This window comes from Janthinobacterium sp. SUN100, from assembly GCF_030397705.1.
In the GTDB taxonomy this organism is placed as follows: domain Bacteria; phylum Pseudomonadota; class Gammaproteobacteria; order Burkholderiales; family Burkholderiaceae_D; genus Janthinobacterium; species Janthinobacterium kumbetense.
In genome coordinates this window covers 157000-176974 of the sequence record NZ_JAPUBU010000001.1, presented here as the reverse complement: position 1 = coordinate 176974, position 19975 = coordinate 157000, and the positions used below count along the sequence as shown (strand labels likewise).

The window sequence follows — 19975 nt, the reverse complement described above, 5'->3', positions numbered from 1 at the left end:
TGGAGGCTGGCGCCGCCATCGAATCCGGGTATTACCGCATGAAAAATTCACTTTTAATCATTGCAATCAGTAAATTCATTTAAATAAATGTCGTTTATACAGCAAACGGACTTGGCCATTCCGGCGGCAGGTTGCCGGCCGCAGGCATCCGGCCAAACTTGATGTAGATCATAATTTTTTGAACAAGCTCTTGCTATCCTGTAAAAAAATGACGGGAGCCCCGGATGAACAAGACGCAGTCGAGCAATGCGGAGCAAAAGTTTGCACACGAGCGCCTGGGCAGCGCCTGGCAAGGCGTGCCGGTTCCCGGCTATCCGGAAAGCGCGCCGGAAGGCGCCGCCCTCGACCTGCTGCTGAACGCCTGGCTGGGCAAGTTTACGGGCGGCATTTCGCCGGCCGCGCTGGGCAACGCGTATGCCGACTGGCTCAGCCACCTGGCGCTGGCGCCATCGAAGCAGCAAACGCTGCTGCAGGAAGCGTGGAAGAAGATCGGCCGCTGGCAGCAATATGCCTGGCAATCGGCCCTGACCGGCGGCGCCGCCGAGCCGCCGTGCATCGCGCCGCTGCCGCAGGACCGGCGCTTCGACGACCCGGCCTGGCAACGCTGGCCCTACAATCTCGTCTACCAGGGCTTCTTGCTGCAGCAGCAGTGGTGGCACCGCGCCACCACGGGCGTGCGCGGCGTCTCGCCGCACCACGAGGATGTCGTCACGTTCACCGTGCGCCAGTGGCTCGACATGCTGGCGCCGTCGAACTTCCTGCTGACCAATCCCGTGGTGCAGCAAGCCACCCTCGCGAGCGGCGGCGCCAGCCTGGCGCGCGGCATGGTCCACGCGGCCGACGACTGGCAGCGCGCCGCCATGGGCGCCGGCGCGGCCAGCGAAGCCACGTTCAAGGTAGGCGGGAACGTGGCCGTCACGCCGGGCAAGGTGGTCTACCGCAATGACTTGATCGAATTGATACAGTACGCGCCCGCGACAGAGAGCGTGCATGCCACGCCGCTGCTGTTCGTGCCCGCCTGGATCATGAAGTTCTATATTCTCGACCTGTCGCCGCACAATTCGCTGGTGCGCTACCTGGTGGGCCAGGGCCACACGGTGTTCATGATTTCCTGGAAAAACCCGCAGGAAGAAGACCGCGAACTGTCGCTGGAAGACTACCGCCAGCTGGGCGTGATGGATGCGCTCGACGCCGTTGCCCGCATCACGGGCGCGCCGCAGGTGCACGCGGCCGGCTACTGCCTGGGCGGCACCCTGCTGGCGATTGCCGCCGCGACGATGGCGCGCGATGGCGATGCGCGCCTGGCCAGCCTCACCATGCTGGCCTCGCAGGTGGACTTCAAGGAGCCGGGCGAACTGTCGCTGTTCATCGACGACAGCCAGGTCAGCTTCCTGGAAGCGGCCATGTGGAAGCAGGGTTACCTCGATACGAAGCAGATGGCGGGCGCCTTCCAGTTGCTGCGCTCAAACGATCTGATCTGGTCGCGCCGCTTGAACCACTACCTGCTGGGACAAGATGAACAGGACAGCGACCTGATGGCATGGAACGGGGACGCCACGCGCATGCCCTGCCGCATGCATTCGGAATACCTGCGCCGCCTGTTCCTGCACAACGACCTGGCCGAAGGCCGCTACCGCACGGCAGGCCGCCACATCGCCCTGCCCGACATCGATGCACCGATCTTTGCCGTCGGCACCCTGACGGATCACGTGGCGCCGTGGCGCTCCGTCTACAAACTGCAGCTGCTGACCGACACGGACGTCACCTTCCTGCTCACCTCGGGCGGCCACAACGCGGGCGTCGTCTCGCCGCCGGGCCAGCCGCGCCGCAGCTACCAGCTGGCCACGCACCGCCACGACGCGCCCTATGTCGACGCGGACAGCTGGCAGCGCGACGTGCCGCACCATGACGGTTCCTGGTGGCCCGCCTGGCAAGCCTGGCTGGCGCAGCAAGCGGGCGCGCAAGTGGCGCCGCCGGCCATGGGCCCCGACCTGGGCGACGCGCCGGGCAGCTACGTGCTGCAGACCTGACAACTGACAACCGAGGAAACGCCATGCCCTACACCACCCTGCTGGTCCACGTCGACAATTCCCGCCACTGCGCCCAGCGCATCCGCCTGGCCGTGCGCCTGGCCATCGCCGAAGGGGCGCACCTGATCGGTTCGGCCATGAGCGGCATCTCGCGCTACGCGTATGGCGGCGGCGTCAACGCGCTGCAGTTTGCGCCGGCGCAGATGCAGGCGCTGCGCACCCAGGCCAGCGAAGCCTTGCACGACTTCGAGCGCATCGCGCGCGAGGAAGGCCTGGGCGCCTACGAAACGCGCTTCGTCGACGACGACGCGCAAGGCGCGCTGCTGCTGCAGGCGCGCTATTGCGACTTGCTGATCCTGGGCCAGACGGATGCGCAGGATACGCCGTCGCGCGTCATCGCCGGCACGGCCGAATACCTGATGCTCCATTGCGGCCGGCCCGTGCTGATGGTGCCGCACGCGCCCTCCGCCGCGCCGGCGGGCGCCGCGCAGCATCCGCTGCTGGCCTGGAACGGCAGCGCCGAAGCGCTGCGCGCCATCACCGATGCGCTGCCGCTGCTGCAAAAGGCGCGGCAAGTCACCCTGGCCGTCGTCAATTCGCACGCCCAGCCGGCCGCGCACGGCGAGCAGCCGGGCGCCGACCTGGCCCTGTACCTGGCGCGCCACGGCGTCAACGTCGAGGTGCTGCAGCACGACACGCCGCCGGGCCAGGACGTGGGCACGGCCCTGCTGGCCATGGCCGCGCAGCGGCGCTGCGACCTGGTCGTGATGGGCTGCTACGGCCACATGCGCCTGCGCGAAGCGCTGCTGGGCGGCGTCACGCGCACGGTGCTGCAAGAGACGACGTTGCCGGTGCTGGTGTCGCACTAGCGCGGCCGGAGGACCTTCAGCCTTCCTTCACCCGCCCCTCATCCGCGCTTCATGCGCGGCGGCGACACTGCTCATGCCCTCACCCACACCAGGAGTACAGCATGAGCAAGACACACGGCGCCCCCGCGCATTTCCACGCCCGCAGACACTTTCTATCGGGGATGACGGCGCTGGCCAGCCTCGCCGCATGCGGCGGCAATTCGCTGCCGCGCGCATCCGGCGTGACGGACCGGCAGATCGGCGTCGCCCCCGGCGTCAGCCTGCACGTGCGCGACTGGCCATCGGCAAGGGGCGGCAGCGACGACGTGATCGTGCTGCTGGCCGGCCTGGGCGCCAATGCGCATGCGTTCGACAGCCTGGCGCCCGCGCTGGCGCGCCGCCACCGCGTGCTGGCCATCACGCGGCGCGGCTACGGTTCGTCGAGCAAGCCAACGCCCGCCAGCGACGCCAGCTACGCTCCCGCCACCCTGGTGGCCGACCTGCTGGCCGTGCTGGACGCACTGAAGGTGCCGCGCATCATCCTGGCAGGGCACTCCATCGCCGGCAACGAACTGACCCTGTTCGCCGGCAGCCACCCGCGGCGCGTGCGGGGCCTCGCCTACCTGGACACGACCTTCGATTACCTGGCCAGCGGCGGCTATGAAGAACCCGCACCGACGCCCTACGACGAACCACCGCCCGGCCAAGCCGACCTGGCATCGCTGGACGCCTCGATCGCCTATGCCAGGCGTATCAACAAGCAATGGTGGCCCGCGCTGGAAGCGAACTGGCGCGATGCGCTGGAAGTGCTGCCCGACGGTTCGGTGCGGCCGAACACGCCGCCCGCCATCGCCAGGGCCATGGACGTGGCCGCGCACAATTTTTCGCCCGACTACCGCCGCGTGCGCGCGCCGGCGCTGATCGTCACCGTCGATCCCGGCACCTTGCGCAACCTGTTTCCATGGCTGCTGCAAGCCGATCCCGCCACCCGGGCCGCCGCGCAGGAAGTACTCGACTTTATCCGGCCGCTGCGCCTGGCCGACGGCGAGCGCCTGGCCGCCGCCCTGCCCGGCAGCAGCCACCTGGTGATGCGCAACGGCTTCCACAGCGATTTCTTCATCGAATACGAGAGCACGGTGGTCGACGCCATCGAGGCCATGCGCTGGGAAGGTCTACAATAGGCGTGCAGCCAGCCGCCGCGCAGTGCCGCCTCGCACACGGCGCGGTCTTCTCCGTGTTTCCCTTGTCCCAAGGAGTTCCGCATGAGCAAGCAAGCCACCATCGTCCTCGTCCACGGTTTCTGGGGCGGCGCCGCCCACTGGAGCCGCGTCATCGTCGAATTGCGGCGCCACGGCCACACGGCCATCCGCGCCGTCGAACTGCCCTTGACGTCGCTGGCCGACGACGCCGAGCGCACACGCAAGATGGTGGCGCAGGTCGATGGCCCGGTGTTGCTGGTGGGGCACTCCTACGGCGGCGCCGTCATCAGCGTGGCCGGCAATGCGCCGAATGTGGCGGGCCTCGTGTACATCGCCGCCTTTGCCCCCGACGCGGGCGAAAGCCCGGGCAGCATCACGCAGGAACACCCGCCCTTGGGCGCGGCCAGCCTGGAAGGCGACAGCGACGGCTATCTGTGGGTCAAGCCCGAGCAATACCATGACAGCTTTTGCCAGGACCTCGACGCGGAAGAAGGCGCCGTGCTGGGCGTGGTGCAGAAAGCGCCGCTGGCCAGTACCTTCGGCGACACCGTCAGCGACCCGGCCTGGAAACATAAGCCCAGCTGGTACCAGGTGTCCAGCGCCGACCGCATGATTTCCCCCGTCAACCAGGAGCGCATGGCGGCGCGCCTGCAGGCGAGAAAGGTCATCACCCTGAACGCCAGCCACGCGTCGCTGGCCTCGCGCCCCGTGGAAGTGGCGGCGCTGATACTGGAGGCGGCAAGTGCGGTGGCCGCAGCGTAAGCTTGCCGGCTACAGCCAGCCTTCGCGCTTCAGGCGGCGGTGCAGCCACCAGCAGCCGGCGATGATGACGACGATCACGGCCGGATAGCTGCCGCGCCACTTCAGTTCCGGCATGAATTCGAAATTCATGCCGTACAGGCTGAAGACCATGGTGGGCACGGCCAGGATGGCGGCCCAGGCGGCCAGGCGCTTGACGACCTCGTTCTGGCGGATTGAAATTTGCCCCAGCGCCACCTGCATGGCCGAATTGACCAGCTCGCGCATCTGCCCCGCCGTATGCGTGACCCGTTTCACGTGGTCGAGAATATCGCGGTAATAGATGCGGTTTTCCTTGGGCACGATATCGCCATGGAAACGGATCAGCTGGGTGCAGATGTCATGCAGGGGGTTGACGGCCGCGTCGAGCTTCAGCAGCTCCGTCTTGAGCTGGTAGAAATCCTGTAGCTTGTCCTCGCTCAAACTGGGCTTGAACAGCTGCAGTTCATGGTGCTGGAAGCGGGCCTGCAAATGGTCGATGCACGGCTGGTACTGGTCGACGATGAAATCGATGATGGAATACAACACGTAGCCGGGACCGCTGGCCAGCTTCTCGGGCATGCTTTCCTTGCGTTCGCGCAACTTCGCATAACCGGCAGAGGCGCCGTGGCGCACCGTGATGATGAAGCGGGGACCGAGAAAGACGTGGGTTTCGCCGTAGACGATGGCCTCGCCATCCAGGGTGGCCGTGTGCATCACCATGAACAGGGTGTCGCCGTACTCTTCCAGCTTGGGGCGCTCGTGCGCGCCCTGCGCATCCTCGACAGCCAGTTCGTGCAAGCCGAAGGCCGCTTGCAGCGCGTGCATGGCCGTGACGTCGGGGCTGGCCAGGCCGATCCACACGAAACAATCGGGGTCGCCGAGGAAGTCGCCCACCTTGTCGATATCAAAGTGCGCGATCTTCTTGCCGTCGCGATACGCTTCGCAATTGACGACGGCGGCGTGGGTACTCAGGTCCATGGTGTTTTTCGGCCAGGGGCAACAATATTGGGGGGCCAGTATAGCGGAAAGCGCATGATTGCCATGCCAATCCGGCTACCGCATTGACATTCGGGCACGTCAATGTAAAATGAGAACCATTCGCATTTAAGAAGAGCCTGCATGCGCCAGCGGCACGGGACTTCCGCGCCAACCTGGAGTGTGCCGTGACGTATGCCGTATCGCCTGCCGCCGATTCTCAAAGCCCCATGTCATTGAGTCAGCTATATGGCCAGCACCATCCGTGGCTGTTGCGCTGGCTGCGCGGCAAATTGTCCTGCACGGATCACGCGGCCGACCTGGCGCAGGATACCTTCATCAAGCTGCTGGCCACGCCCGGCGAGCGCGCCGTCACCCTGCGCGAGCCGCGCGCCTACCTGACCACCGTGGCGCGCCGCCTGCTGATCGACCATTACCGCCGCCAGTCGCTGGAGCAGGCCTGGCTGGCCACCCTGGCGCAGCTGCCCGCCCCCGTCACGCCGTCGGCGGAAGACCGCTTGCTGATCCTGGAAACCCTGCACCAGATCGACGCCATGCTCGACGGCCTGGGGGCGAAGGTGCGCACGGCCTTCCTGCTGTCGCAGCTGGAAGGCATGGCGTATGCGGACATCGCCGCGCGCCTGAAGGTGAGCGAACGCACCGTCAAGCGCTACATGGTGCAGGCGTTCGAACAATGCATCCTGCTGCTGGCCTGACATGAGCACGGCCCTCGATGCGCGCGCCGCGCGCGAAGCGGCGCACTGGATGATGCGCCTGCAAGGCGGCGAACTCGATGCAGCCGCGCAACAGGGGCTGGCCCGCTGGCGCGCCGCCCACCCCGACCATGAAACGGCGTGGCAGCGGGCCGAGCAAGTGTGCCGCACCTTCGGCATGCTGCCCCCGCCGCTGGCCATGCCCTTGTCCAGGCAAGTGCTGGACCGCCCGTCCGGCGCGCCGCGCCGCGCCATCCTGAAGACCCTGGCCGTGCTGATCGTCGCCGGACCAGCCGGCTGGGCCATGCTGCGCGTGACGCCATGGCAGGCATGGACGGCCGACCTGCGCACGGCCACGGGAGACATCCGCCATTTCCCCCTGGCCGACGGCAGCGGCTTGAGCCTGAATACGGCCAGCGCCGCCGACATCGTCTTCGGCGCGTCCCTGCGCCTAGTGCAGCTGCGCGGCGGAGAGATACACGTGGCGACCAGCCCCGATCCCCTCGGGCGTCCCTTCATCGTGCGCACCAGCAACGGCAGCATCCGCGCCCTGGGCACGCGCTTCACGGTGCGCCAGGACGACAGCCTGCTGGGCGCGCGCACCCATGTGGCCGTCTCGCAGGGCGCCGTGGAAGTGCGGCCCGCCGAAGGCCGGCCCGTCATCGTGCAGGCGGGCTGGCAAGCCAGTTTCGATGAAACGGCCGCCGGCGCGCCCCAGCCGCTGGCGCCGCACGCAACCGCCTGGCTCAAGGGCTTGCTGTACGCGGACGACACGCCACTGGAGCAGGTGCTGGCGCAGCTGGCCCGCTATCGCCACGGCGTGGTGCGCTGCGATCCGGCCGTGGCGCGGCTGCGCGTGTCGGGCGTGTACCAGCTGCGCGACACGGACGCCCTGCTGGCCCTGCTGCAAGCGTCGCTGCCCATCCGCGTACGGCGCCACAGCCGTTGGTGGATTTCTGTCGAGCCCGCATAAAAATTTTTGAGAAGAATGTCCCTTTCCGTCATGTGCCCCGTCAATCCACACAGGACCAACACATGAACGAAGGGAAACAAGCAATGAAGCACTACCGCCACACCAGCATCACCCTGGCCCTGCTGGGCAGCCTGGCCTTGACCGCGCCCGCATCCGCCCAGCAGCAACCGCAGCAGGCGCCCGCGCGCCACTACCAAGTGGCCGCCGGCCCCCTCGGCGCCGTCCTGTCCGCGTTTGCGGCCGACGCCGGGGTCAGCATTTCCGGCGCCGCCAGCCTATATGCGGGTTTGACCAGCCGCGGTTTGAACGGCAATTACCAGGTGGCCGACGGTTTCGCCCGCCTGCTGGACGGCAGCGGCTTATACGCTGTCGACCAGGGCGGCGGCCACTACGCCGTGCGCAAGCTGCCCTCGGCGGCCGACGCGGCCACCCTGCCCGGCATCGCCGTGCGCGCCACGGCCGAGCGCAGCACGAGCACGGAAGGCACGGGCTCGTACACGACGCCGGCCACGGCCAGCGCCACGGGCCTGGTGCTGTCGCTGCGCGAAACGCCGCAATCGGTCAGCGTCATCACGCGCCAGCGCATGGACGACCAGGACTTGCTGACGGTGCGCGACGTGCTGCGCAATACGCCCGGCATCGCCGTCAACCAGTTCGACACGGAACGCAGCACGTTTTCCGCGCGCGGCTTCGACGTCGACAACTTCCAGTACGACGGCGTGCCCACCACCTATAAGGTGCAGTATTCGGGCGGCGAATCGGAAATGGATTCGCTCATCTACGACCGCGTGGAGGTGACGCGGGGCGCCACGGGCTTGCTGACGGGCGCCGGCTACCCGTCCGCCTCGATCAACCTGGTGCGCAAGCGGGCCAGCGCCAGGCAATTCGAAGGGCAATGGTCGCTGGCGTCCGGCTCGTGGAGCGATTACCGGGGCACGCTCGACCTGGCCACGCCGCTGAACGCAGACGGCTCCGTGCGCGGCCGGGTGGCCGGCGCCTGGCAAGACCGCAAGTCGTTTACCAATGGCTATTCGAACCAGCGCCAGCTCGTCTACGCCACCGTCGAGGCGGACCTGGCGCCCGGCACCGTGGCCATGCTGGGCGCCAGCTACCAGAAGAACGACCCGAAAGGCAGCAACTGGGGCGGCTTCCCCCTGTGGTACAGCGACGGCACGCGCACCGATTTCGACCGGTCCGTCACGACGGCGCCCCGCTGGGCCGCCTGGGCCACGGAACAGACGAATGTGCACGCCACCGTCGAACATGCGCTGGGCCAGGGCTGGAAAGCGCAGGCGCAAGCCATGTACAGCAAGCACACGGAAGACACGCCGCTGGTGTTCCTGGCGGAGCGGCCCGATAGAATCACGGGCCTGGGCATGCTCGGCTATCCGAACCGCTACATCGGCGCGCGCGACCAGAGCAGCGCCGACGTGAAGCTGTCCGGCCCGTTTACCCTGGGCGGACGCCAGCATGAAGTCATCGTCGGGGCCAACTACACGGTGCAGCACGCCGAGTTCAGCGTCAAGGAAGCGCTCGACCCTGAACCGATCGGCAATTTCCTCGCCTGGGATGGCAGCTACCCGCAGCCGGCCTGGGGCGAACTCGTGCTGTCGGAAAAATACACGACCAAACAATATGGCGCGTATGGCGCGGCGCGCCTGAACCTTGCCGACAACACTAAATTGATACTCGGCGGGCGCTTGAGCCGCTGGGACAAGGACCGCATCGGCTTTGACGGCAGCGCCCGCTTTGCCTTCGCCAAGAGCAAATTCGTGCCCTACGCGGGCGTGGTGATCGATCTCAATGAGACATACTCGGCCTACGCCAGCTATACGGACATCTTCCGCCCGCAGGAAAACCAGGACCGCACGGGCGCCTGGCTGGACCCGCTGACGGGGCAAAGCATGGAAGTGGGCTTGAAGGGAGAACTGGCCGGGGGCCGGGCCAACGGTTCCATCGGCATCTTTGAAATCAAGCAGGACAAGCTGGCCCAGCCGGACGGCGCGCACAGGATTCCCGGCACCACCACGCAAGCGTATTATGCGGCGCGCGGCGCCACCAGCCGCGGCATCGAGGGAGAATTGTCGGGCCGCTTGGCGCCGGGCTGGAACGTGACGGCCAGCGCCAGCCACTTCCGCGCCAGGGACCGCGAGCAACAGGACATCAACACCCTGTCGCCCCGCTCGACGGCGCGCCTGTTCACCACCTGGAAGGTAAAGCCCGACCTCACCGTGGGCGGCGGCGTCAACTGGCAAAGCAAGTTCTACTTTGACGACGAAGGCCCGAACGGCAAGGAAAGAGTGACGCAGGAAGCCTACAGCACGGTGAGCCTGATGGCCACGTACCAGCTGTCGCGCCAGCTGACGGCCCAGCTGAACGTGGAAAACGCGCTGGACAAGAAATACATCAACATCAACACCTACGCACAAGGCACGTATGGCGTCCCGCGCAGCGTGCGGGGGACGTTGACGTACCGGTTCTGAACCCCGTCACCGGAGCCGGCCAGGCGTACCGGCACCAGCGTTTTTCATAGAAAGAGAATAATAGCGCGCCATGTGACAATTCGTGAACTTTCCTTCCGGAAATATCCGTAGAATCACGGCGCGCTACGGCACGCCTTGCCGGCATCATCGACCCTATTATGAAAAAAATGATCATCACTATGCTTGCCACCATGCTTTCCGCCTGTGGCGGCGGAGGTGGCGGCGACGCCGCACCTGCGCCATCGGTCATCGCGACCATCAGCAGCGGTACATTGGACGGCAAGTGGAAGTGTGCGACCGGCTCGCAGACGCTGGGCCAGATCGCCGCAGGCGCCGGCGATACCTTGCAGATATCGGGTCTCGCCTATTACCCGTATCTGGGGGCATCGGCACAAACGCTGTCCTTGAACCAGGGCATCATCACCGGTCCCGATACCGCGCATTATGGCGGCGCCGGCAATCTTGCCAGCCGATTGATCAACGACCGCATCTATCCGGTGATCCATCTTGCCGATAAAATCGGCTATGCCGGTATTTATAGCACGCAAGATGCGCCGATTGGACGGGGCCGGGAATTCCGTCTGAATGCCAGCGGCAACCTGGTGGTGAAAGATTACGCGGTACAATTCCTGTATGACACGGTCTTCTCGGATGCCAGCGGCAAGGCCGCGAACCTGGATATTACCGAAACGACTTGCACGAAAGCATAGTACCCGCTGTCAGCAAGCCGGCAAGGCGCTGACGGCCTTGCCCTTCCCTCCCAGGCCCTACCCCGTCGAAATAACCATGTTCAAGGCGCGCCGCAATTCCTTCAGCCGGGGCGGCTTGCCCAGCACGCAGTTGACGTGTTCGGGGTAGTCGCTGTCGGCCGCTAGGCGCTGGCCCCAGCCCGTGAGCATGATGATGGGCGTGGCCGGCGAATGCTGGCGCACGGCGCTGGCCACCTTGCGCCCGTCCACGTGGGGCATGCCGAGGTCCGTGATGACCACCGCGAAATGCTCGCCCCTGTCGCAGGCGGCCAGGAAGCAGTCGATGCCGGCCTGGCCGCCATCGGCGGACACCACGTCATGGCCGTCGATTTCCAGGATGTCGCGCAGGGACTTGAGCACCATCGGGTCGTCGTCCACCACGAGGATGCGCAGGCGCGGCGGCACGACGTGGGCCGTGTCGGGCACCTCCACCCCCTCGCCTTCCGCGCAGGCGGGAAACGCCAGACGCACCGCCGTGCCTTGCCCCGGCGCCGTGACGATGTCGATGCCGGCCCCATGGCGCTCCATCATGCCGTACACCATGGCCAGGCCCAGTCCCGTGCCCCGCTCGCCCTTGGTGGTAAAAAACGGTTCCAGGCAGCGGCGGCGGGTATTTTCGTCCATGCCGATGCCCGTATCGCCCACTTCGACCTGCACCTGCCGTACCCCGGCCTGGCCTGGCGCGCCGATGCAGGCCGTGCGCACGGTCAGGGTACCGCCTTCCGGCATGGCGTCGACGGCATTGAAGACCAGGTTCGTCAGCGCTTCGCGGATTTCGCCCACGCTGCCGGGCAGCATGGGTAACCCGTCCGCCAGCTCCATGCGCAGGGCGATGACGATGCCGCGCTGCTGCGGCATGTCGCTCCAGCGCGCGCGCGTCAAGTCCAGCACCTGCTGCACCACCAGGTTGACATTGATGGGTGACAGCGCCAGTTGCGGTTCGCGCTGGCGGTAAAATTCGCGCATGCGCGCCACGGTGGCGGCCACGTCGTCGATGGCCCGTTCGATGACTTCCAGACAATGCCGGCCCTGCGGACTGAGATTGGTTTCCGTCTCCAGCAAGGACTCGGTGTACAGGGCCACGGGGGAAATGGCGTTATTGATATCGTGCGCGATGCCGCTGGCCATCTGCCCCAGCGCGCGCAGGCGCTCCTGCTGCATCACCGACTGCTGGGTCTGGCGCAAATCGTCATACGCGCGCTGCAGCGCGCCGTAGAGCTGCGCCTGGTTGGCGGCCAGCGCCACATGCTCGCTCAGCTGGCTGAGGAATTCGCATTCGCCGCTGGTGAAGCTGTGCGCGGCACGGCGCGCCACGATCAGGATGCCGAAGACCGTGTTTTCAGCCAGCAGCGGCGCCATGACGAGGGCGCGCAGCCCCCCTTGCGCCAGCCGCTGCGGAAACGGAAACGCCACATCGGCGATATCGGCTTCATACACGAGCTTGCCGCGCACGCAGCTCGACAGGCCATTTTCGTCGATGGGAATGTGCGCGTGTTCGCTCATCATGAAGGATTGCGCCAGCGCCTCGCTGCGCACGCCCACGCACGTCACCTGCAGCGCGTGCTGCGACGGCTCATACAGGCAGATGCAGCTGAAATCGATGGGCAGCTGCTCTTCCAGGCTGCGCACCACCACCTGGAAGATGCTGCGCAAGTCCTGCCGCTCGCCGATCGAGCGCGTGATCTGCTGCAGCAGGTTCAGGCGCTCGAGCTGTTCATGCACCTTGCGCTCGGCCAGCTGGCGTTCGGCGATCTGCGTTTCCAGGGCGGTATTCGTGTGCGCCAGCTCGTCGCGCGAGACGGTGGTGCGGCGCAGCTTTTCCGTCATGCCGTCGAAGGCGCGCGCCAGGTCGCCGATCTCATTCTTGGTGTGCACACCGAGCGCAAAATCGAGCTTGCCGGCGCCGACGATCAGGGTGCCCTGGCGCAGCTTTTCCAGCGGTCCCGTGACGCTGGTCATGGTGAAGTAGATCAGGCCGGCCACCAGCGCGATGATCATGCCGCCAAACAGCATCACGGCCACGTTGGCTTGCTGCTGCGCCTCCAGCACGCCTTGCCGGCTCAATTCGGACAGCCGCATCGCATCCGAAATCATGCCCTGCACCTTGCCCATGATCTGGCCCGACAGGCGCGCTTCCAGCTCGCCCAGCACCTCGCGCCGCTGCGGGTCCTGCCCCAGCTCGCGGTGATTCGCGACAAACAGCTCGAACAGCCCGCCCACGCCGGCCAGGTCGCCCTGCAATTCGCGCAGCAGCTTGCGCTCTTCGTCGCCGTTGAAGGCGGGCGTGGCCAGCAGCCCCGTGGACAGCGACTCGCTGCGCAGCTGCCACTGGGCGCGCGTGCGCGCACCATGATGCAGCGCATACTCGATCGACAGGTAGCGCAGCGACGTGACGGCTTGCAGGATATCGGCCGCCGCCTTGTTCTTCGCCAGTTCGCGCTGCATCGCCATGGTGGTGGAGAACAGCACGGCGACGATGATGGCCACCAGCACCACGCAAAACAGTTGGGCCAGCTTGAAGCGCGTGACAATTTTCACGGTGGCCCTCTCAATGAATGACCGTTACGGCCGATGGCGCCACGGCTTCCAGGCCATCCAGGTAGACGGCGTCGAGGAAGTTCGGCATGTCGCCGCGCTCGCCCAGGCGGTTCTTGATGGCCCAGCGCGCCTCGTCTTCCAGCGCCAGCAGCAAGCCCTGGTCGAGCACGACGCCAAACTGATAGCCGTGCCAGGCCGCCTGCAGGCGCGCCGCCTCGCCGGGCGACGCCCTGGCAAACAGGGCGCGCGCGGCGTCGGGCTCGTCCTGGCAAAAGCGCGCGCCGGCGATCAGCGCGCGCAACACCTTGCGCATCGTCGCCGGGTGCGCGCGCACGTAATCGCCCGCGCCGGCCACGTTGAACAGGCCCGCATACACGTCCTCGCCATAGAAGATGGCCGCCTTGCCCGCGATGGCGTGCGTCATGGCCGTCAGGAACGGTTCCCAGCCGGCCGCCGCATCGACCTCGCCGCGGGCCAGCGCAGCGGCCAGCTGGTCCGGCGCGTAGTTGTGCAGGGTGACTTCGCCGGGCAGCAGCTTCTGGCGGTTCAGGAAGGCGTCCAGCGCGAACTGGCCGGAGGTGCCCAGGGTCACGCCGATGCGCTTGCCCTTCAGGCTGGCGGGCGTGGACACGCCGCGGTCCAGGCGCCCCACGATGCCGTGGTCGCGTTCGGCCTCGAAGATGCTGGCGATGATGACGACAGACTGGTTCTTCAGACTCGCCAGCACCACGGGAATATCGGACACGGTGCCCAGGTCGGCCTGGCCCTGCAACACGGCTTCCAGCGACGCCTTGCCCGACGAGTAGGATTGCAGCCGCGCGTGGATGCCTTCGCGCGCGAAATAGCCCTGCCCGTGCGCGGCCAGCACGGGGCAGCTGCCCACGTATTCCGCATTCACGGCCAGGCGCAGCTCTTCCACTGGGCCGGGCGGCGGCGCGGGACGGGCAAACAGCCGCCACAGGGCGATGGCGGCCAGCACCGCCAGCAGCAGTGCGGCCGCCAGCCAGACCGTCCGCCGCGCTGGCGTCGGGCCGCTCATGCGCTGCACTGCGCCGTGGCCAACTCCAGCGCGCTGTTGACGGCCTCGGAAAACGCCACCACGTCGACCGGCTTGGTGAGATAGCGGTAAAAGCCGGCCGCCAGCCCTTGACGGACATCGCCGGGTCCCGCCACGGCCGTCAGGGCGATGACGGGAATATGCGCCGTGCGGGCGTCGGCGCGCAGCAGCTGCATGACTTGCGTGCCGCTGATGTCGGGCAGGTCGATATCCATCAATATCAGCTGCGGCAGGTGGCGGCGCGCCATCTCCAGGCCCGTTTGCCCGTCGCCGGCCGACAGCAGGTCGAGATCGGGGCGAAAATGGATCAGACCCGCCACCAGGGTCACGTTCAGGGGATTGTCTTCCACATACAGCAGCGTCTTGCGCTCCGGCAACGTTATCGGCTCGGCGGGCCGGGCGATGGCGGGCAGGCGCGGGCTTTCCTGCAGCGGCTGGCGCGCCGGGCAACTGGCGATATCGAGCCAGAAGGTGCTGCCGCGCCCGGGCGTGCTGGCCACGCCCAGCCTGGCCTGCATGGCTTCGGCCAGGCGCTTGCTAACCACCAGTCCCAGGCCCGTGCCCTCCTCGTCGCGCGCATCGCGTCCCAGGCGGTTGAAGGGCTGGAACAGCGCCTCGAGCTGCGCGGCGCTCAGCCCGGCGCCCGTGTCGCGCACGGACAGGCGCAGCCGGTGCGCATCGACGGGCTGGCAATCGACGTGGATCTCGCCCTGTTCGCGGTTGTACTTGACGGCGTTCGACAGCAGGTTGATCAGCACCTGCTTGAGGCGCGTGCGGTCGGCCAGCACATGCAGGCCGACCGCTTCCACGAACGTCAGGGTGATGCCGCGCTTGTGCGCCAGCGGTTCCATCATTTGCCAGCATTCGTGGTAGATGCCGGCCAGGTCCACGGGCTCCATCGACAGCGACATATTGCCCGACTCGATCCTGGCGATGTCGAGGATATCGTTGATCAAGGTCAACAAATGCCGGCCGGCGCCGAAGATGTGCGAGGCAAAGGTTTTCCTTTCCTGCGCCGTCGAGGGGATGGAATCGGATGTCAGCATCTGCGAAAAGCCCAGGATGGCGTTGAGCGGCGTGCGCAACTCGTGGCTCATGCTGGACAGGAAATTGGTCTTTTCCTGGTTCGCCCGCTCGGCCACTTCGCGGGCCAGCTGCAAATCCTTGTTCATGGCGTCGAGTTCGGCCGTGTGCTGGCGCAGCAGCAATTCCAGGCGCGCATTGGCGATGCGCAACTGGCGCGTTTCCAGCGCCCGCGCCAGTATCAGCAGGATGCCCGAGACCTTGAACGGCTTGACGACGTAATCGAGCGCACCCGCCTGCATGGCCTGCACGGCCGAGGCAATCGTGCCTTCGCCCGTCATGATGATGCAGGCCAGGTCGGGATCGATCTGCCGCGCCGCTTCCACCACGGCGATGCCGTTCATGCCCGGCATCATCAGGTCGACCAGCAGCAGGTCGAACGATTCGACGGCCAGCAGGGACAGCGCCGCCTCGCCCGAGGCGAGCCCCGTCGTGTCGTAAGCCTGGCCGCGCAAGGTGTCGCACAGCGCGCGCACATGCGCCAGCTCGTCATCGACGATCAGTATCCGCGGCGGCATTGGTGAGCTGTTCATGCATTCTCCTGGCGGCATGGCCTTGCGGACCTGAAATTTGCCCCGCAAGATGCGTTCCGAGCATAGCACTTGAAAATTACCAAAAATACACGCTTTGTCACGCGCACGGCGGCGCCAGGACGCCAGCCCGAGGCTAGGTCATGACAGGCAGCCCCCGCAGCAGCTTGTCGAGGGTCAGCGGATAGTCGCGCACGCGTACCCCCGTCGCGTTGTAGACGGCATTCGCGATCGCGGCCGCCACGCCGCAGATGCCCAGTTCGCCCACGCCCTTGGCTTTCATGGGCGAGGACATGGGGTCCGTTTCATCGAGGAAGATGACGTCCTGGTGCGGGATGTCGGCGTGCACGGGCACTTCGTAGCCGGCCAGGTCGTGGTTGACGAAGTAGCCGCGCCGCTGGTCGACCACCAGTTCCTCCATCAGGGCCGCGCCCACGCCCATGGTCATGGCGCCGATCACCTGGCTGCGCGCCGCTTTCGGGTTCAAAATGCGGCCGGCCGCGCACACGGCCAGCATGCGGCGCACGCGCACTTCGCCCGTGTCGCTGTCCACGCCCACTTCGACGAAATGCGCGCCGAACGTCGATTGCTGGAATTTTTTATCGAGGTCGCCATATTCCATGCGGTCTTCCGCGACGACGTCGCCATGGTAGGCGGCCGCTGCGAGCGGCACGCTGCGCTCGCCCTGGCTCACCTGGCCGTCGGAAAAGCGCGCCTCCTTCTCATCGAAACCCAGCTTGGCGGCAATGGCCTGGCGCAGGCGCACGCAGGCCGCGTACACGCCGGCAGTGGAACTGTTGCCGCCCCACTGCCCGCCCGAACCGGCCGAGACGGGAAAATCCGAGTCGCCCAGGCGCACGACGACCCGCGTCAAGGTCACGCCCAGCATTTCCGCCGCCGTCTGCGCGATGATGGTGTAACTGCCCGTGCCGATGTCCGTCATGTCCGTTTCCACGGTCACGATGCCGTTGGCGTCGAGGCGCACCCGGGCGGCGGACGGCATGACGAGGTTGTTGCGGAAGGCGGCCGCCACGCCCATGCCCACGAGCCAGCGGCCATCGCGCCGCATGCCCGGCTGCGTCGACCTCTCCTTCCAGCCGAATTCCACGGCGCCCGTGCGCAGGCAATCGATCAGGCGGCGCTGGGAAAACGGTCTGCCCGGTTTTTCCGGGTCCACTTTCGTGTCGTTCAGGATGCGAAAGACGATGGGGTCCATTTTCAATTTATCGGCCATTTCGTCCATGGCGACTTCCAGCGCCATCAGCCCCGGCGCCTCGCCCGGCGCGCGCATGGCATTGCCTTCCGGCAAATCGAGCACGGCCAGGCGCATGGCCGTCATGCGGTTCGGCCCCGCGTACAGCAGCCGCGTCTGCATCACGGCCGTTTCCGGCTGGCCCCCTTTCAAGTCGCCCGACCACGATTCATGGCCGATGGCCGTGATCTTGCCATCGCGCGTGGCGCCGAGGCGCAGGCGCTGGATGGTGGCGGGCCGGTGCGTCGTGTTGTTGAACATCAAGGGCCGCGTCAGGGCCACCTTGACGGGACGCTGCGCCGCGCGCGCCCCCAGGGCTGCCAGCAAGGCTTCCGCGCGCACGAACAGCTTGCCGCCGAAACCGCCGCCGATGTAGGGCGAGACGATGCGCACCTTGTCTTTCGGCACGCCCAGGGTGCGGGCCAGGTCGCCACGGCCCCAGTCCACCATCTGGTTCGCCGTCCACACCGTCAATTTATCCCCTTCCCAGGCGGCAATCGAAGCGTGCGGCTCCATCATGGCGTGCGACTGGTCGGGCGTCGTATAGGTGGCGTCCAGGCGCACGGGGGCCTGGGCATAGGCGCCGGCGAAGTTGCCCGTCTTGCTGTCGGGCTGGCCATCCTTCGGCTTGGTGGCCGTATTCTTCGCCTTGGCCAGGTCGAAAACACCCGGCTGTTCGACATATTTAACGTCAAGCAACTGCGCGGCCGAGCGGGCTTGTTCGAAGGTTTCCGCCACCACCAGGGCGATGGCCTGGTGGTAATGCTCGACCTCGGGGCCGCCCAGCAGCCTGGCCGTGTTCATCTTGCCTTTGCCCAATTTCCCAGCCGATTCCGCCGTCACCACGGCCAGCACGCCGGGCGCGCGCCGCGCCGCGCTGCTGTCGATGGAGGCGATGCGGCCCCTGGCGATGGCCGCGCCTACGACCTGGCCGTAGGCGGCGTGCGGCGCGGCCTTGTTTTGTTCATAGGCGTACGGCGCCGTGCCCGTGGTTTTCAGGGGGCCGTCGATGCGGTCCGTGGGGCGGCCCACGACTTTCAGCTGGTCGATGGGATTGGTGGTCGCCGGTGTCGTAAATTTCATGGCCCTAGCCTTTCTGTGCGGATGCGTGCGCCATCACGGCGGCGATCGTGCGCTGCGCCAGGGTCACCTTGAAGGCGTTGTCGGCCGTCGGCAGGGCGCCGGCCAGCAGGCGTTCGCTCACGGCGGCGGCGCCTTGGGGCATCGATTGCTCCGCCGCGGCAATTCTCCACGGCTGCGGCGCGACGCCGCCCAGGGCCAGCCTGCCCGTGCCGTCCGGCAAGATAATCGCCGCCACGGACACCAGCGCGAACGCATACGAGGCGCGGTCGCGCACCTTGCGGTAGACGTGCATGCCGCCGACGGGCCGGGGCAAGGTCACACTGGTGATCAGCTCGCCCGGCCGCAGCACGGTTTCCAGCTGCGGCGTACTGCCCGGCAAGCGGTAAAAGTCCGCAATGGGGATGCTGCGCGTGCTGCCGTCGGCCCGCACCGTGTCGATGGAAGCGTCGAGCACGCGCATGGCCACGGCCATGTCGCTGGGATGCGTGGCGATGCAGGCTTCGCTGCCGCCCAAAATCGCCAGCGGCCGGCTGAAGCCGGCGATGGCCGAACAGCCACTGCCCGGCACGCGCTTGTTGCACGCCTGGTTCGTGTCATAGAAGTAAGGGCAGCGCGTGCGTTGCAGCAGGTTGCCGGCCGTCGTCGCCTTGTTGCGCAATTGCGCCGAGGCGCCGGCCAGCAAGGCGCGCGACAGCACGGCATAATCGCGCCGCACCGTGGCGTGCGCCGCCAGCGCCGTGTTGCGCACGAGGGCGCCGATGCGCAAGCCGCCGTCCTTTGTAGTTTCCACCTTGTCCAGGGCGAGGCCATTGACGTCGATCAAATGCGCGGGCGTTTCGATGTCCAGTTTCATCAGATCGAGCAGATTCGTGCCGCCGGCGATGAACCTGGCGCCCGGCGTGTTCACGGCGGCGGCCGCCGCTTCGGCCGGCGTGGCGGGCTTCTGGTAGCTGAACACTCTCATGCCGGCCTCCCCGCCACTTCCGTGATGGCTTCTATGATGTTGGAATACGCGCCGCAGCGGCAGAGATTGCCGCTCATGCGTTCGCGCAATTCTTCCGGCGTCGCCTGCGGCGCCGCATTCAAGTCGGTGCTGACGTGGCTGGGGATGCCCTGGCGGATCTCGCCCAGCGCGGCCACGGCCGAACAGATCTGCCCCGGAGTGCAGTAGCCGCATTGATAGCCGTCATGCGCGATGAAAGCCGCCTGCATCGGGTGCAGTTTGTCGGGCGTGCCCAGCCCCTCGATGGTGGTGACCTTCGCGCCGTCATGCATCACGGCCAGGGTCAGGCAGGCATTGATGCGCTGGCCGTCGAGCAGGACGGTGCAGGCGCCGCATTGCCCGTGGTCGCAGCCCTTCTTGGTGCCCGTCAGGTGCAGGTGTTCGCGCAAGGCGTCGAGCAAGGTGGTGCGCGTGTCGAGTTCCAGGCTGTGGCGCTGGCCGTTGACGTCCAGGCTGACTTGCATCAGGACGGGCGGCGCCTGGCCGGACGTGCTCACCGCTTGCGCCGCTCCCGCCACGCCGGGCACGGCCACCGCCGTGGCCGACAGCGCGCCGGCGATCAGCACGCCGCGCCTGCCGGCATTGATGTGATTACACTCGGTCATGTCGCGCTTCCTCCTGGCAGTGGGCTGGGTGGGCGCATGCAGGCCCGGAGTTCCAGTCTGTCAGCGGAATTTCT

15 protein-coding genes are annotated in these 19975 nt (G+C 66.8%); 8 read left to right on the top strand and 7 right to left on the bottom strand.

Features of this window, described 5'->3' with window-relative positions; all coding sequences use genetic code 11:
• Window positions 1–224 precede the first annotated feature (224 nt).
• The 4 genes from O0881_RS00645 (at window position 225) to O0881_RS00630 (ending at window position 4839) form a co-directional block, all read left to right on the top strand.
• The gene (locus tag O0881_RS00645; protein ID WP_289909621.1) at window positions 225–2030 is read left to right on the top strand and encodes an alpha/beta fold hydrolase; all 1806 of its coding nucleotides are present in this window, start codon (window positions 225–227) and stop codon (window positions 2028–2030) included.
• A 23-nt stretch (window positions 2031–2053) separates the two neighbouring features.
• Complete coding sequence (locus O0881_RS00640) at window positions 2054–2899, top strand: universal stress protein (RefSeq protein ID WP_251349026.1); 846 nt, start codon at window positions 2054–2056, stop codon at window positions 2897–2899.
• A gap of 101 nt (window positions 2900–3000) precedes the next feature.
• Window positions 3001–4059, top strand: coding sequence for an alpha/beta fold hydrolase (locus O0881_RS00635; protein WP_289909618.1), 1059 nt, complete (start codon window positions 3001–3003; stop codon window positions 4057–4059).
• Between the two features lie 81 nt (window positions 4060–4140).
• A complete protein-coding gene (locus O0881_RS00630) occupies window positions 4141–4839 on the top strand; it encodes an alpha/beta hydrolase (RefSeq protein ID WP_289909616.1) in 699 nt (232 codons plus the stop codon).
• Between the two features lie 9 nt (window positions 4840–4848).
• Here the strand turns inward: O0881_RS00630 and O0881_RS00625 are convergent, their stop codons facing one another.
• Window positions 4849–5835, bottom strand: a complete 987-nt coding sequence (locus O0881_RS00625) for a magnesium and cobalt transport protein CorA (RefSeq protein WP_099664247.1) — start codon at window positions 5833–5835, stop codon at window positions 4849–4851.
• Between the two features lie 185 nt (window positions 5836–6020).
• Between O0881_RS00625 and O0881_RS00620 the strand changes: the two genes are divergently transcribed.
• From O0881_RS00620 to O0881_RS00605, 4 genes are all read left to right on the top strand, one after another.
• On the top strand, window positions 6021–6548 hold the full coding sequence (locus tag O0881_RS00620) for a sigma-70 family RNA polymerase sigma factor (RefSeq protein ID WP_289898178.1): 528 nt from the start codon (window positions 6021–6023) through the stop codon (window positions 6546–6548).
• A 1-nt stretch (window position 6549) separates the two neighbouring features.
• A complete protein-coding gene (locus O0881_RS00615) occupies window positions 6550–7518 on the top strand; it encodes a FecR domain-containing protein (protein ID WP_289909613.1) in 969 nt (322 codons plus the stop codon).
• A gap of 62 nt (window positions 7519–7580) precedes the next feature.
• Window positions 7581–10001: a TonB-dependent receptor gene (locus O0881_RS00610; protein WP_289909612.1), complete on the top strand. Its 2421-nt coding sequence runs from the start codon at window positions 7581–7583 to the stop codon at window positions 9999–10001.
• Between the two features lie 158 nt (window positions 10002–10159).
• The gene (locus tag O0881_RS00605) at window positions 10160–10711 is read left to right on the top strand and encodes a hypothetical protein (RefSeq protein WP_289905255.1); all 552 of its coding nucleotides are present in this window, start codon (window positions 10160–10162) and stop codon (window positions 10709–10711) included.
• A 57-nt stretch (window positions 10712–10768) separates the two neighbouring features.
• On the opposite strand, the gene O0881_RS00600 is transcribed toward O0881_RS00605, so the two are convergent.
• The 6 genes from O0881_RS00600 to paoA all read right to left on the bottom strand — a co-directional run bounded on the left by O0881_RS00600 (window position 10769) and on the right by paoA (window position 19901).
• Window positions 10769–13288: an ATP-binding protein gene (locus tag O0881_RS00600; RefSeq protein WP_289909610.1), complete on the bottom strand. Its 2520-nt coding sequence runs from the start codon at window positions 13286–13288 to the stop codon at window positions 10769–10771.
• 10 nt (window positions 13289–13298) lie between these two features.
• On the bottom strand, window positions 13299–14327 hold the full coding sequence (locus tag O0881_RS00595) for an NrtA/SsuA/CpmA family ABC transporter substrate-binding protein (RefSeq protein ID WP_289909609.1): 1029 nt from the start codon (window positions 14325–14327) through the stop codon (window positions 13299–13301).
• On the bottom strand, window positions 14324–15961 hold the full coding sequence (locus O0881_RS00590; RefSeq protein ID WP_289909608.1) for a response regulator: 1638 nt from the start codon (window positions 15959–15961) through the stop codon (window positions 14324–14326). The genes O0881_RS00595 and O0881_RS00590 overlap by 4 nt, the downstream gene beginning before the upstream one ends.
• A 133-nt stretch (window positions 15962–16094) precedes the next feature.
• Window positions 16095–18293 carry an aldehyde oxidoreductase molybdenum-binding subunit PaoC gene (paoC, locus tag O0881_RS00585; RefSeq protein WP_289909607.1) on the bottom strand — a complete coding sequence of 733 codons (2199 nt, stop codon included), beginning with the start codon at window positions 18291–18293 and terminating at the stop codon, window positions 16095–16097.
• 4 nt (window positions 18294–18297) lie between these two features.
• Window positions 18298–19257 carry a xanthine dehydrogenase family protein subunit M gene (locus O0881_RS00580; RefSeq protein ID WP_289909606.1) on the bottom strand — a complete coding sequence of 320 codons (960 nt, stop codon included), beginning with the start codon at window positions 19255–19257 and terminating at the stop codon, window positions 18298–18300.
• The gene (paoA, locus tag O0881_RS00575) at window positions 19254–19901 is read right to left on the bottom strand and encodes an aldehyde dehydrogenase iron-sulfur subunit PaoA (protein ID WP_289909605.1); all 648 of its coding nucleotides are present in this window, start codon (window positions 19899–19901) and stop codon (window positions 19254–19256) included. Before paoA ends, O0881_RS00580 begins: the two co-directional genes overlap by 4 nt.
• Between the last annotated feature and the right edge of the window lie 74 nt (window positions 19902–19975).